The organism is Glaciecola sp. HTCC2999, from assembly GCF_000155775.1.
Taxonomy (GTDB): domain Bacteria; phylum Pseudomonadota; class Gammaproteobacteria; order Enterobacterales; family Alteromonadaceae; genus Opacimonas.
In genome coordinates, this window is sequence record NZ_DS989816.1 from 9,596 (window position 1) to 23,531 (window position 13,936).

15 protein-coding genes are annotated in these 13,936 nt (G+C 42.5%); all 15 read left to right on the top strand.

What is annotated here, in order from left to right:
- On the top strand, nucleotides 1-1,372 hold a 1,372-nt coding region (murJ, locus tag G2999_RS12440; RefSeq protein ID WP_010181733.1), incomplete at its 5' end, for a murein biosynthesis integral membrane protein MurJ.
- A gap of 119 nt (nucleotides 1,373-1,491) precedes the next feature.
- On the top strand, nucleotides 1,492-1,902 hold the full coding sequence (locus tag G2999_RS10915) for a hypothetical protein (RefSeq protein WP_010181734.1): 411 nt from the start codon (nucleotides 1,492-1,494) through the stop codon (nucleotides 1,900-1,902).
- A 29-nt stretch (nucleotides 1,903-1,931) separates the two neighbouring features.
- Nucleotides 1,932-2,198, top strand: a complete 267-nt coding sequence (locus tag G2999_RS12445; protein WP_010181735.1) for a helix-turn-helix transcriptional regulator — start codon at nucleotides 1,932-1,934, stop codon at nucleotides 2,196-2,198.
- 65 nt (nucleotides 2,199-2,263) lie between these two features.
- Nucleotides 2,264-3,211 (top strand): bifunctional riboflavin kinase/FAD synthetase, encoded by a 948-nt coding sequence (gene ribF, locus G2999_RS10925; protein ID WP_010181736.1) that lies wholly within the window; start codon nucleotides 2,264-2,266, stop codon nucleotides 3,209-3,211.
- A gap of 20 nt (nucleotides 3,212-3,231) precedes the next feature.
- A complete protein-coding gene (gene ileS / locus G2999_RS10930; RefSeq protein WP_010181737.1) occupies nucleotides 3,232-6,057 on the top strand; it encodes an isoleucine--tRNA ligase in 2,826 nt (941 codons plus the stop codon).
- A 139-nt stretch (nucleotides 6,058-6,196) separates the two neighbouring features.
- Nucleotides 6,197-6,697 (top strand): signal peptidase II, encoded by a 501-nt coding sequence (gene lspA, locus G2999_RS10935; RefSeq protein ID WP_034955972.1) that lies wholly within the window; start codon nucleotides 6,197-6,199, stop codon nucleotides 6,695-6,697.
- Nucleotides 6,690-7,139: an FKBP-type peptidyl-prolyl cis-trans isomerase gene (gene fkpB / locus G2999_RS10940; RefSeq protein WP_010181739.1), complete on the top strand. Its 450-nt coding sequence runs from the start codon at nucleotides 6,690-6,692 to the stop codon at nucleotides 7,137-7,139. Before lspA ends, fkpB begins: the two co-directional genes overlap by 8 nt.
- Nucleotides 7,139-8,083 carry a 4-hydroxy-3-methylbut-2-enyl diphosphate reductase gene (ispH, locus tag G2999_RS10945; RefSeq protein ID WP_010181740.1) on the top strand — a complete coding sequence of 315 codons (945 nt, stop codon included), beginning with the start codon at nucleotides 7,139-7,141 and terminating at the stop codon, nucleotides 8,081-8,083. Before fkpB ends, ispH begins: the two co-directional genes overlap by 1 nt.
- A 43-nt stretch (nucleotides 8,084-8,126) precedes the next feature.
- Nucleotides 8,127-9,092, top strand: a complete 966-nt coding sequence (locus tag G2999_RS10950) for a bile acid:sodium symporter family protein (RefSeq protein WP_010181741.1) — start codon at nucleotides 8,127-8,129, stop codon at nucleotides 9,090-9,092.
- 189 nt (nucleotides 9,093-9,281) lie between these two features.
- Nucleotides 9,282-9,938: a hypothetical protein gene (locus G2999_RS10955; RefSeq protein WP_010181742.1), complete on the top strand. Its 657-nt coding sequence runs from the start codon at nucleotides 9,282-9,284 to the stop codon at nucleotides 9,936-9,938.
- A complete protein-coding gene (locus G2999_RS10960; protein ID WP_010181743.1) occupies nucleotides 9,935-10,777 on the top strand; it encodes a PilW family protein in 843 nt (280 codons plus the stop codon). The genes G2999_RS10955 and G2999_RS10960 overlap by 4 nt, the downstream gene beginning before the upstream one ends.
- Nucleotides 10,774-11,379, top strand: coding sequence for a PilX N-terminal domain-containing pilus assembly protein (locus G2999_RS10965; protein WP_010181745.1), 606 nt, complete (start codon nucleotides 10,774-10,776; stop codon nucleotides 11,377-11,379). The genes G2999_RS10960 and G2999_RS10965 overlap by 4 nt, the downstream gene beginning before the upstream one ends.
- 22 nt (nucleotides 11,380-11,401) lie before the next feature.
- Nucleotides 11,402-12,901, top strand: a complete 1,500-nt coding sequence (locus tag G2999_RS10970) for a pilus assembly protein (RefSeq protein ID WP_198006109.1) — start codon at nucleotides 11,402-11,404, stop codon at nucleotides 12,899-12,901.
- The gene (locus G2999_RS10975) at nucleotides 12,898-13,380 is read left to right on the top strand and encodes a type IV pilin protein (RefSeq protein ID WP_010181749.1); all 483 of its coding nucleotides are present in this window, start codon (nucleotides 12,898-12,900) and stop codon (nucleotides 13,378-13,380) included. Before G2999_RS10970 ends, G2999_RS10975 begins: the two co-directional genes overlap by 4 nt.
- A gap of 53 nt (nucleotides 13,381-13,433) precedes the next feature.
- Entirely contained in the window at nucleotides 13,434-13,769 is a 336-nt protein-coding gene (locus tag G2999_RS10980) for a gamma-glutamylcyclotransferase family protein (RefSeq protein WP_010181751.1), read from the top strand.
- Nucleotides 13,770-13,936 lie beyond the last annotated feature (167 nt).

Here is a 13,936-nt window from a genome sequence, read left to right on the forward strand (position 1 = left end):
CTTTTGCCCAGCATTTGTCCCTGTGTTATCAGAAGTTCAAGCCCAGGGTGATAAAGCAGCGAACTTGGCTTTCATATCACGTATTTCTGGTACCTTAGGCCTCATTGTTTTTTGTACCGCTTTATTTGGCGTGATTGCCTCGCCCGTTATTGCTGCTTTGTTTGGTACCGGTTGGTTTATAGCCTATCTTGACGGTACTGTAGAAGGGAATAAGTTTGAACTAGCCAGCACTATGCTCAAAATTACTTTTCCCTATTTGTTTTTTATTACGCTCACGGGCCTATCCGGCGCTATTCTCAATACCATGAATCGCTTTGCGGTAGCAGCATTTACCCCGGTGTTGTTGAATGTGGCCATTATTGGGTGTGCATGGGGAATGCATGATCAGTTTTCGACACCTGCGTTTGCGCTTGCATGGGGTGTTTTTATTGGTGGGGTAGTCCAATTATCTTTTCAATTACCGTTTTTATATCGGGCGGGCGTGTTAGTGAGGCCGCGTTGGGGCTGGTCTGATCCAAATGTCAAAAAAGTCCGCACCTTGATGATCCCCGCATTATTTGGGGTGTCGGTCAGTCAAATAAATTTACTGTTTGATACATTGATAGCCAGTTTTTTGATGACCGGTTCTGTCAGTTGGCTATATTACTCTGACCGATTATTAGAGTTTCCTTTGGGGTTATTTGGCATTGCCATTGCGACTGTTATATTACCAGCACTCTCAAGAGATCATGTGGCTCAAGACAGCACAAAATTTCAACAAAATATGAACTGGGCGTTGACGATGGTGTGTGTGTTAGGTATTCCATCTTGTTTAGGATTGATGGTATTGGCTGAGCCTATTTTATCCGTGATATTTGAGCGCGGTGCATTTACTAGTCAGGATGTATCGATGGCAGGTGCTAGTTTGCTAGCCTATGCAGCTGGTTTGGTCAGTTTTATGTTAATTAAAATCTTTGCGCCAGGTTATTACGCCCGTCAAGATACGAAAACACCCGTCAAAATAGGTATTATCGCGATGATTGCGAATATGGGGTTTAACATCATATTTGCGATCCCGTTTGGCTATGTTGGACTCGCTATTGCAACGAGTCTATCTGCAACGCTGAATGCAATGTTGTTATATCGAGGCCTAGTCAAAGCTGGTGTGTACCAATTTGATACTACTATTTTATGGCGCATTGTAAGAATGCTCGTTAGTGCGTTATTGATGGCTGGTATTGTAATGCTGTTACAGCGAAGCGTGAATTGGGAAGGGCTGGTGTTTGTTCAACGAGTCTTTTACGTCATCGGTTGGTTAGTGTCTGCAGTGGTGGTTTATATTATTTTCTTAGGTATTTTAGGGCTGCGTCCTCGGCATTTCAAAAGCACTTAAACACATTAAAAGTATGCAATGTTAAACAATAAGTAAAGTTAACTTGACTTATCGTGAGTGACTCACTATTATCATGAAAAGTAAAGCTTGTTTTACTTAATGACAAAGAGAGTATACCTATGAAAGATTCATCATCATTAGAAAGTCGCACCTCACACAACACCAAACAACTCGCCTTATGGACTGGTCTATGGTTAGCTTCATTAGCGTTAGTCGCATTTGGACCTACTTTTTTATGGGATTATCATAAAGTGATTACCATCGTGCTAATTTGGGTCAACTTGTTCATGGGCTATAAAATGATCATGGCAAATAAACAGCATCTCGAGGGATTAGATGAACTACAACAACGCATTCACCTAGAAGCAATGGCATTATCATTGGGTTGTAGCATGGTGTTTGGTGCAATTTATGGCTTATTAGAAGGCGTTAGGTTAATTGATATTGCTCCGAACCCGTCAAATATTTTGTTTGTAATGGGGGTGACTTATGGGATCGGTATGTTACTGGCCCATCGAAAATATTCGTAAATCTTTAAGCATTTATTGAGCATTCAATCATGAAAAATCGATTAAAAGTATTACGGGCGGAGCGAGATTGGACCCAAGCAGACCTCGCTCAGCGTTTAGATGTGTCTAGGCAAACCATCGTCGCTATTGAAAAAGGTAAATATGATCCAAGTTTGACGCTGGCATTTAAAACTGCCCGTTTATTTGGCCAGGCTATTGAAGCGATATTTATTGACGAAACAGACGTATATACGACTAATAGTCGCCAAATGCGCGGTTATCATCCACAAAAAGCAATGATTTACAATGGATTATAGTGCCTGACTCGTTTATAATCACGCGCTTGAAAATCAATGTAAGTGCATAGTAGACAGGGCTTTTTGTGGAACTAATCCGAGGATTACATAATATCCGTGCGCAACATAAATCGTGCGTACTGACGATAGGCAAATTCGATGGTGTGCATCTCGGGCATAAAGCTGTCTTATCATCGCTTATCGCTAAAGCCAAATCACTAGGACTTCCCTCTACTGTCATGGTGTTTGAACCGCAGCCAGAAGAAGTCTTTTCACCCGATAATGCACCTGCACGCTTATCCCGCTGGCGTGATAAATACGAAGCACTTAAAGACATTGGTATTGATCGACTCATTTGTGTACATTTTACGGCCAAGTTTGCCTCACAATCCCCTGAGCATTTTATTGAACATACCTTGGTCAATGCTCTGGGAGTCAAGTTTTTAGTGGTCGGAGACGACTTTCGTTTTGGTCAAGCACGGCGCGGTGATTTTACGATGCTCAAAGCGGCTGGTCATGAGCATGGATTTAGTGTCGTCAATACCGCGAGTTTCCGCCATGATGATTGCCGAATTAGTTCCACCGCTATTCGTGAAGCGTTAGCGAATAATCAATTTACTTTAGCGAATGAGATGCTCGGACGAGAGTTTACAATCAATGGCCGAGTGGTACATGGTCAGGCAAAAGGTCGAACCATCGGTTTTCCCACCGCTAATGTTAATTTACAACGCGCAAAGGCGCCGATAGTTGGGGTGTTTGCGGTACAGGCTGAATGTCAGGGTTTACGTTTAGATGGCGTTGCCAATATCGGTACTCGACCTACTGTCGATGGCCACCAAGGATTACTTGAGGTGCATTTATTTGATTTTGACCAAGATATTTATGGTCAGTATCTAAGCGTCTCGTTACAACATAAACTGCGCGGTATTAAAAAATTTGATACCTTTGCACAATTACAAACACAGATTGCTGAAGATGCTCAACAAGCGCGTAACTTGTTAGCTGAGTCTTCTTCTGCCCAGACTAAGCCATAGCTTTTTAGGATAGACTTTTTATGAGTGATTACAAATCCACCCTCAATTTACCCGAAACGGCGTTTCCCATGCGCGGTAATTTGGCCCAAAAAGAGCCGAAGATGCTCAAAGACTGGACTGAAAAAAAGCTCTATCAGAAAATTCGTGAAGCCAAAGCAGGCAAAACGCCCTTTATCCTGCATGATGGCCCTCCATATGCTAATGGTGATATCCATATTGGTCATGCGGTCAATAAGATCTTAAAAGACGTCATTGTAAAATCAAAAACCTTGTCTGATTTTGATGCGCCCTATGTACCTGGCTGGGATTGTCATGGATTACCGATTGAGTTGATGGTTGAAAAGAAAGTCGGTAAGCCGGGTAAAAAAGTTACCGCTGCTGAATTTCGTGAAAAATGTCGTGCGTATGCTGAGCGTCAGATTGAAGGTCAAAAGAAAGACTTCATTCGTTTAGGGGTCTTAGGTAATTGGGAAAATCCATACAAAACGATGAATTTCCAATCCGAGGCTGACATCATTCGTGCATTAGCGGGGATTGTTAATTCTGGCCATTTAGAAAAAGGCTTCAAGCCAGTACATTGGTGTACTGATTGTGGTTCAGCGCTAGCCGAAGCAGAGGTAGAATACCAAGACAAAATTTCTCCTGCAATCGATGTGAAGTTTTTAATTGATGACTCGTCAGTGTTTGCTCATGCATTTGGTGTAGATATTGCGCTATTAACTAAAACGTCTGTCGTTATTTGGACGACCACACCTTGGACTATTCCTGCAAATCGGGCGATCAGTATCCACCCGACACTTAACTATGCACTGGTCGCGTTAGACGGTCAGCAAATAGTGATTGCGCAAGATTTAGTTGAAGATTGTATGGCGCGTTACGGCATTGATGCGGCCAATTATCAAGTACTGGCGACTTGTCAGGGTCAAGCTTTAGAAAATACGCTTGCTGCACATCCTTATTTAGATATTAAAGTGCCGTTGATCTTAGGTGAGCACGTCACGACTGAATCGGGTACCGGTTGTGTTCATACTGCACCTGCTCACGGTGTTGATGATTTTAATGTAGGTAAACAATACGGCATTGAAGTCTATAACCCTGTGGGTGCCAATGGTGTTTATATCGAAGATACCCCGTTATTTGCGGGACAACATGTGTTCAAAGCCAATGGGCCAATAGTTGAACACCTGCGTTCAGTCGATGCATTGATGCTAGATACTAAATATGAACATAGCTATCCACATTGCTGGCGCCATAAGACGCCGATTATTTTCCGGGCAACCCCGCAATGGTTTGTCTCGATGGATAAAAATGGGTTACGTAGTAGTTCATTAGAAGAGATAAAACAAACACAATGGATCCCTGAATGGGGCGAAGCGCGTATTTCTACCATGGTAGAAGGCCGTCCTGATTGGTGTATCTCGCGTCAACGTACTTGGGGTGTGCCGATTCCATTATTTATCCATGGTGTGACAGGTGAATTACATCCGCGCTCGACTGATATTATGGAAACCGTCGCACTTGCCGTTGAAAACAAAGGTATCCAAGCATGGTGGGATTTCTCTGCTGAGGAGTTACTGGGCGACGAAGCTGCTGATTATGAAAAAGTGACCGATACGTTAGATGTGTGGTTTGACTCAGGCGTGACGCATTCATTTGTGGTTGACCGACGTGATGATATTCCAGCATCTGCGGATTTATATTTGGAAGGTTCTGACCAACATCGTGGTTGGTTTATGTCCTCTTTGATGTCAAGTGTCGCAATGCATGGTCATGCGCCTTACAAACAAGTATTGACGCATGGATTTACTGTCGATCAACACGGTCGTAAGATGTCAAAATCGGTCGGTAATGTGGTCGCTCCGCAAGAAGTATTTAACAAATACGGTGCTGATATTTTGCGCTTATGGGTAGCGTCGACTGATTATCGTTCAGAAATTGCAGTGTCCGATGAGATCCTTAAACGTTCAGCCGATGCATATCGTCGTATCCGTAATACGGCACGTTTCTTACTGGCGAACTTAAGCGGCTTTAATCCAGCAACAGATTGTGTAGCACCAGAAGATATGGTGGCATTGGATAGTTGGGCGATGGCCAAAGCGCAAACGACGCAAAATGAGATCATTGCTGCGTATGAAAAATATGACTTACTCGTGGTCACACAGAAACTCATGCAATTTTGTTCCATTGATATGGGTAGTCTGTATCTGGATATCATAAAAGATCGTCAATACACAGCGAAGGCCGATGGCCTAGCGCGTCGTTCTTGCCAAACAGCCTTGTATCATATTGTTCAAGCGATGGTGCGTTGGATGGCGCCGATCACCAGTTTTACCGCTCAAGAAATTTGGGAAGTCTTGCCACAAGCTGATCAAAACACTGATACATTCGTATTTACCGGTACTTGGTATGATGCATGGCCAACGGCATCAGCAAAAGAGGGTTATGATGATGCGTTTTGGGGTGATGTGTTACACGTCAAAGATGCAGTTAATGGTGCACTAGAGCAAGCACGAAAAGATGAAGTGCTCGGCGGTTCGTTAGAAGCGGATGTGACCATTTATGTGGATGATACTCTGGCTGGACAATTAGCTAAATTAAGTGATGAATTACGTTTTGTACTTATTACTTCCACCGCTAAAGTTGCGTCGCTGACGGATAAACCTGCTGATGCAGCTGCCACTGGTATGGACAACGTATTTGTGAAAGTCACTAAGTCTAGTGGTGAAAAATGTGTGCGTTGTTGGCATCATCGTGAAGATGTTGGCACACTAGCAGCTCATCCTGAATTGTGTGGGCGTTGCGTTGAAAACGTTGATGGTGCTGGTGAAGCTCGCGCATTTGCATAAATGTTTCATAATTATGGTAATTACCGTCTGGTAATTAGTTGAATAAAACGACTGCCGATTGAAGTAAGGAATATTCGTGACCGAGCAAGTAACAACATCGAATGAAGATAAGGCAACGCGTTTACGAGGTTGGGCGCATATTAGCCAAACGGGTTTGCGCTTTGTCTGGATTGCGTTAATTGGGTTTATTTTGGATCAGGTTACAAAATATGCTGTGATGGATAGTTTCACATTATATGAATCTGTCCAAGTATTGCCTTTTTTCAACCTCACCTATGTCCATAACTATGGCGCAGCATTTAGCTTTTTAAGTGATGCGGGTGGCTGGCAACGGTATTTTTTTACGGCAATAGCCGCTATCGTGAGTTGTGTGATTGTGTGGTGGCTGTACCAATCTCCGCGATCACAACGCTTATTACCGATAGCATTTGCATTTATTTTGGGTGGTGCCATAGGCAATTTATATGACCGCTTAGTCCATGGCTATGTGGTGGATTTTTTACACTTTTACTATGAGTCATTCCATTATCCTGCTTTTAATATTGCCGATAGTGTCATATTTATAGGTGCAGGATTATTAATTCTTGATATGTTCATCAACAAAGATGAAGACCAACCAAAAGAGTCGAGCCATGAGTGAAAATACCGCAGTAATCACAGATAATTCAGAAGTCATCTTACATTTTGATTTGAAATTAGAAGATGGCTCAGCAGCAGATAGTACGCGCGTTAATAATAAGCCCGCTAAGATGGTGATGGGTGATGGTAGTCTCACACCGAATTTTGAAGCGTGCTTACGCGGGCTTACGCAAGGTGAAAAAGCGTCTTTCACCCTCAACGCTGACGATGCCTTTGGAATGCCTAATCCAGATAATATTTACCATGTTGATCGCACTAAGTTTGCGGCTGATATGGAAGTGGCTGAGGGTATGATCATTGCTTTTGCACAGCCAGATGGCAGTGAGTTACCAGGCGTGATCCGCAGCATTGCTGGACATTCAGTAACCGTAGATTTCAATCATCCACTTGCGGGTCAAACCGTGATTTTTGATGTTGAAATCATTGATGTGATTAATTCCTAATGCAAGTTCAGTTAGCTAATCCTCGTGGCTTTTGTGCCGGTGTTGACCGTGCGATTACGATCGTAGAGCGCGCGTTAGATTTATTCGAACATCCTATTTATGTGCGTCATGAAGTGGTGCATAACAAATTTGTAGTGGATGGTTTAAAAGAGCGCGGTGCGGTGTTTGTTGAAGAACTTCATCAAGTGCCTGATGACTCTATTGTTATTTTTTCTGCCCATGGCGTGTCACAAGCAGTGCGGACTGAAGCAACTCAGCGCGGGTTAAAAGTCTTTGACGCAACCTGCCCATTAGTGACAAAAGTACATATGGAAGTGATGCGCGCGAGTAAAAAAGGCATTGAGTGTATTTTAATAGGCCATAAAGGGCATCCTGAAGTGGAAGGCACCATGGGGCAATATGATAACCCTCAAGGTGGTATTTATTTAGTCGAGACTGCCGAAGATGCTCGTCAGTTACAGGTTAAAAATCCGGATGCGTTGTATTACTGTTCACAAACCACACTATCTGTAGACGATACAGCTGATGTGATTGATGCATTACGCGAGACATTTCCCAACATAGACGGCCCACGTAAAGATGATATCTGTTATGCCACGCAAAACCGACAGGATGCGGTACGTGAAATGGCTGTGTCATGTGATTTATTGTTAGTGGTAGGAGCGACGAACAGTTCTAATTCAAACCGTTTAAGTGAGCTGGCTGTTAAGTTAGGCACGCCGTCGTATTTGATTGATGATGCTAGCATGATCCAGCCGCAGTGGCTTGAAGGTAAACAAGCTATCGGAGTCACAGCTGGAGCATCTGCTCCTGAGATACTCGTGCAAGGTGTGATCGATGCATTACATGAACACGGTGCTAATGGCGTCACGGAAATTACTGGCCGTGAAGAAAATATTGAATTTGCGGTACCAAAAGAATTACAAATCAAACAAGTGAAGTAACAATATTATTAGCGTTTAAAATAGTAATACAGGAATGAATGATATGCTTTCACTCATTAAACAAAACATTTTTACGTTATCAATTTTACTTGCTGTTGCCGCCGCGATGGTAACACCTGATACTTTTACTCATGTTGGGGATTTTGAAACTAAATCCTTAATCGTGCCATTACTGATGTTAATTATGTTTGGTATGGGTACTTCGATGAGCGTGAATGACTTTGTGGGGGTTGCAAAAATGCCCAAGGGCGTGTTTATCGGCTTAGTTTGCCAATTTACCATTATGCCGATTGTAGGATTTGGTTTAGCTACAACGTCTGGATTACCACCAGAAATTGCCGCAGGTATTATCTTAGTCGGCTGTTCACCCAGTGGCTTAGCGTCTAATGTCATGGCATATATTTCTGGCGCAAACCTTGCGTTATCATTGACCTTAACTGCCGTATCCACCTTACTCGCTCCCTTCATTACTCCTTTTTATATGTCATTGCTAGCTGATGAATTCGTGCCGATTGATGCGGTTGCCATGTTCTGGAGTATTAGTAAAATCGTACTACTTCCAATCATCGCCGGGTTGGCGTTTAATCACTTGTTACATGGTAAATTCCCGTTAGTAGATAAAGCCATGCCCAAAGTATCCATGCTTGGTATAGCCGTTATTATTACTGTCATCACAGCTGCCGGACGTGATAGTTTAATGAGCATCGGGTTAGTGCTGATTGGGATCGTGTTAATCCACAATATCTTAGGGTATGTGTTTGGTTATGGCGGGGCCAAACTCATGGGGATGGATGAGGCGTCATCACGTACCATTGCCTTTGAAGTGGGGATGCAAAATTCAGGTTTAGCATCTGGTATCGCATTAGAGATGGGACGCGTGGCAACGATGGGGCTAGCCCCGGCCGTCTTTGGTCCAGGCATGAATATTACCGGTTCTGTGCTAGCTAATTGGTGGCGTCAACGCTTACCTAACGTCGCTCAAAAGACGGATACCACAAAACGGATATAAGTTCAGAACAATCATGTTATTGTCATCATTTGATCTGCCTCACTCTAATATCACCGGCTAACCGATCAGTTTTACTCGTTATTACTATGCTTTAGATCTGTTCTGCCATTCTTGCGCTGGATTTTCTATCATTCTAGATATACATATTTACTATCTCTTTAGTCAATGTGTTAATAGTGATAGAACATCATGCAAGTCAATATTACTTCTTCAAGTACATCCCTTAAGACATCATATCAACATCTAAACGGTGTGCGTGGCGTTGGCATGATTGAAATATTAGTCACCTTGGTCATATTATCGATTGGTTTATTAGGGATAGCGACACTCCAATTAATTGCCTCGTTTAATAATGTGGAGGCATTATCTCGTTCTCAAGCTGTCTTAGTCGCCGAACAAGTTGCCGAGCGTTTACGCGTTTCTTCAGTGATTACTCAAAACGGCGATAGAAATGTCATAGATGACGCGTATGTGGATGCTAGCTTATATAATTTTGGTAACTTATCCTGTGGCTCGGATGCAAGTGAATATGACTGTTTTTGCCAATCCTTTCCTGCGACGTTAAGCAATTGTCATATTAATCAATGTCATCCTGCTCAGTTAGCTGCGTTTGATGCTTATCAATTATCGTGTGCCAGTATCCAACATAATCCTAATATGAATCTTGAGGTAACGTGTAATGATAGTAATACCAGTGACTTAACAGCATGCAGTGCTGGATCTCGCTATACCATTATGCTGAGCTGGCCAGCAGCCCATTGGCAACATCCGACCATCACTAATCACAGCTGTGATCAATTAATAAGTAATGATAATAATTGCATTCTGATGGAGTTATTCTTATGAAACAGGCTGGATTCAGTTTAGTTGAAGTCATGCTTAGCCTTGCCTTAGGTGCGATATTAAGTGTGACAGTGATCCAAGTGATGGTGAGTCAAACTGTCACAAATAAACGTAATCGTGCATTAGCGTCAGTACAAGAAAATGGCCGCTTTGCTATTATTAAACTGCAACAAGATATTCTGCAAACGGGACGTTACGACCAGTTATCGCCGAGTCTACAGCGCGCTAAAGACACTGCAGAGGAAGCCATATTCTTACAACATAGTGCAGTCGTACTTCCGGCAACATTTTCCCGTCGAGAGGCCTTGGGGAGTATGCAAGGCGTAAATGGTGCAAATGACACCTTGGTGATAAGTAAAGTGGCACAAACAGATTGCCGAGGGTATCACTTAGGTTATTCGCACGACCAAGAATTTCCAGTGGTAAATGAATATTTCATCCAAGATCATAAACTTAAATGTAGAGGGTTTGATTTACGTGTATTACGTGGTCAACAATTAGCCACTGGACATAATAATCATAATGCGTTTACGATTTTAGATAATGTGGAAGCGTTCCATGTTGTGTATGGCGTTGCTAATCACACCGCTGGCTCGACACAAACAACATCGATTCAATATGTGACAGCGGATAATCTTACCGAACCGCACAAGGTAGTCGCTATCCGAATTGGGTTATTAATTCGAAGTGATAACCCTATCAATGTCGATAATGCTCAAGGATTTGCGGTATTAAACGAAGCACTTGTCTTGCCGAGTTCCTCACATTTATATCGCCAATTTGAAACTACTATTATGCTACGCAATATACACCACACGTTGAAACGGCATGTTATTTCATGAGAGAGCATGACAGGTTTACTTATTCTAAAAGTCAGGCAGCCACACAGCGTGGCGTGGTCCTGATTTTTGCATTGCTAGTGTTGCTATCGTTAACTCTTATGGGGGTAGTATCGGTGTCTAGTAGCATGATTCAACATAAAATGGCCCACGCGATGGAACAGCAGTTATTAGCATTTAATGCAGCTGAATCAGCGCTAGCCGCTACGATATCTCAGTCAGCAGATGAAGCCGTATTACTAGATGATTCAATGATTGATCCTCTATCAGAGGCCAGCAAAATTGCGGCGATTGATTTAAGTGTCGACGCGTTAAGTTGTTTTTTTGATCAAGGTTATGTGTCTCGCACACTCACGCAAAATGGCTTACAAACAGAGAAACATCATATTACCAACGGTCAATATGACCGGCAATCACGGTTGAACAGTTGGTCACTTAGCGCTTTTGTTCAAGAACGAACGTGTCGTGGGTCATCCAGTGTGATGGGGAGCGCAGATATTCAGTGCCATGTCTTTTTGATCCGTGGTTGCGGTCAAATCAAAGATAATCAATATGCAGTCGCTAATACGTTATCGGTGTCAGTGATGACCTATGAATTACCATAATGATGAAAAAGGGAATATATCTATGCGTCACTTTAATGTTCACTGGCCTGGAATTGTACTGATATGCGTGTACCTATGCCTATTCACTTTAAGCTCAGCGCGAGCTGATAGCCTTTCTACTAATGAGAAGTCTCAGTTATTCCAGGTGTATGCTACCGATCAACTTAAAGAGGCTTTTCGCCAAATTTCACTAACGTTCGATGACCTATCACAGGACGATATGGTGTTACGTAGAGATGGAGATAAGACATATCTATATGTAGGAATGAGGCGTGAGGGAAAAAACTACTATACGTTTGATGTAAGTAACAAACTCGATCCTAAACTTGTCTTTAGCATCAAAGGCGGTGATGGCGAGTATGCTCGACTGGCACAAAGCTGGTCTCGGCCTACCATCACGCAAATACGCATAGGCACTACCGTTATGGATGTCATGATCATTGGTGGTGGTTATGATGTTAGCCAAGATGATAAAGCCATTCGCTCTGTTGATAGTACAGGTAATGCCATTTTTATTATTGATGCGAACACTGGTATTAAGTTGTACGAAATCACATCCGATGATGCAGATTTAAAGATCAGTGAGATGCAGTATTCTATTACCGGTCGTATTTCCACTATCGATCGAGATGCAGATGGGTTAGCTGATCATCTCTATGCTGCGGATCTTGGCGGACAGATATTCCGTATCGATATTTATAATGGAGAGACAGGGAACAACGTAATCAAAGGTGGGCTATTAGCTGATTTTAATGGTGATACTAAAACAACTAATCGACGTTTTTATTATGGACCTGATGTGACGGAAGTCGTGACAGTCAGCGAACCATATTTTGGGGTGGTAATCGGTTCAGGTTTTCTTGACGGCCCGGTAAATAGTAACGTGCAAGATAGTTTTTATATGCTCAAAGATAAAGGGGTATACAGCAAAGATGATAATGGTCATTTTACCTTTCCGAATGGTGCTTATACAGTTAAGGATTTATACGATGCGACAAATCATCAACTCACCTCAGGCGATATCATCCTGAAAACCACAGCGTACTTGGATTTGAATATGATGGCTGGCTGGCGTATTGATTTACAGGCATGCGGTGAAACAGTCTTAATATCCCCGTTGATCCTCAATTATCAAATATTGTTTACGACGCATTCACCCGCTTCAGATAATCTAGCGAATTGTTCATTTACTGCTGATACTGGACAGGCGTACTTAGTGGATTTATTGACCGGTAATGCGGTGGTGGATCTAGATCAAGATATGTTAATAACTCGAACAGATCGAGCTGTTAAACTTAATCAAACTAAGATTGCATCTGCTCCTACAATATTCATTAAAAACCTGGTTAAGCCGGTGGTGTGTGTCGGTAGTGATTGTGCTTCAGCGGTGATTGAGTTTGATTCAAATGGAAATGAAATACCATGTAAAAATGACTTTGCTTGCTTGGTACAAAATATTTTTGGGCGTTTTGAGCGCATACAGCCATTATCATGGACGACTGAAATAGAGATCAAACCATGAGCAGCAGGAAAGCTAAGGAATCAAGGCAATCAGGGTTTACGTTATTAGAATTATTGATTGTGATTGCAATTGTGGGGGTGATTGTAACGGTTGGATATCCCAGTTTTACCCATATCAGTCAATCCACCCATCGCACTGCAGGGCAGAGTGATTTGATGGCATTTGCTAGCGCGATGGAACGTCATAAGTTGGCAAATTATACATATAAAGCGGCTGCCATAAATGGTGCAAATACAGGTCAGCCGACGGTCTTTGCCACATATTCACCTTCCCAAGAGCCGATGGCTAACAAACGTTATGAATTGACGATCTGTACCTTAAATGCCACTGGTACTCAATATACAATTAAGGCGACTCCTGTCAGTGATGGGATCATGTTTGGTAATGGTGACTTGTATTATTTCAGTGATGGTCGTAAAGCATGGGATAAAAATAATGACGGCATTGTGAGCATTGATGAGTACTGTTGGAAGTGTTAGGATTTACTAATTAATACAAAACGTTACGTTAAAAATAAGTTGAAATAAGACGAATGGAACGATTATTTATATATGGGACGCTGGCCCCTGGAAGGCCCAATCATCATGTAGTAGAAGACATACCTGGTAATTGGGAAGCGGCGACTTTAAAGGGAACGCTGCTGAACGAAGGCTGGGGGGCTGATCAAGGTTTTCCAGGGATCGTACCGTCAGATGAAGGAGAAGAGGTAACGGGTTTCGTTTTTTCATCGAATCACTTATCTGAATACTGGTCGATGTTGGATGAATTTGAGGGAGCGGGTTACGAACGTCAGCTCGTTCAAGTTAAATTGAATAATAATAAATGGGTTGAAGCGTATGTTTATGCGCTTCACATTGAGCAGGGATAAGAGTCATGCAGTTTTCTTTATTACAACAGATAAGAACATCAGAAGTTGTCGCTCTGTTTAAGGATGTGTTCTCCGCATCAGAAGGTGATGCAGAAGGGCAGCTTATTGCTGATTTTGTAGCCAAACTTATCGCGACGACGGATCCGTTAGACTTAATTTGTTGCGTG

Bases quoted from the DNA above. Each gene is read 5' to 3' on its own strand.
- G2999_RS10955 (WP_010181742.1), top strand. From the start codon at position 9,282: ATGCAAGTCAATATTACTTCTTCAAGTACATCCCTTAAGACATCATAT.
- G2999_RS10960 (WP_010181743.1), top strand. From the start codon at position 9,935: ATGAAACAGGCTGGATTCAGTTTAGTTGAAGTCATGCTTAGCCTTGCC.
- G2999_RS10950 (WP_010181741.1), top strand. From the start codon at position 8,127: ATGCTTTCACTCATTAAACAAAACATTTTTACGTTATCAATTTTACTT.
- ileS (WP_010181737.1), top strand. From the start codon at position 3,232: ATGAGTGATTACAAATCCACCCTCAATTTACCCGAAACGGCGTTTCCC.
- fkpB (WP_010181739.1), top strand. From the start codon at position 6,690: ATGAGTGAAAATACCGCAGTAATCACAGATAATTCAGAAGTCATCTTA.
- G2999_RS10975 (WP_010181749.1), top strand. From the start codon at position 12,898: ATGAGCAGCAGGAAAGCTAAGGAATCAAGGCAATCAGGGTTTACGTTA.
- ispH (WP_010181740.1), top strand. From the start codon at position 7,139: ATGCAAGTTCAGTTAGCTAATCCTCGTGGCTTTTGTGCCGGTGTTGAC.
- G2999_RS10980 (WP_010181751.1), top strand. From the start codon at position 13,434: ATGGAACGATTATTTATATATGGGACGCTGGCCCCTGGAAGGCCCAAT.
- G2999_RS12445 (WP_010181735.1), top strand. From the start codon at position 1,932: ATGAAAAATCGATTAAAAGTATTACGGGCGGAGCGAGATTGGACCCAA.
- G2999_RS10970 (WP_198006109.1), top strand. From the start codon at position 11,402: ATGCGTCACTTTAATGTTCACTGGCCTGGAATTGTACTGATATGCGTG.
- G2999_RS10915 (WP_010181734.1), top strand. From the start codon at position 1,492: ATGAAAGATTCATCATCATTAGAAAGTCGCACCTCACACAACACCAAA.
- G2999_RS10965 (WP_010181745.1), top strand. From the start codon at position 10,774: ATGAGAGAGCATGACAGGTTTACTTATTCTAAAAGTCAGGCAGCCACA.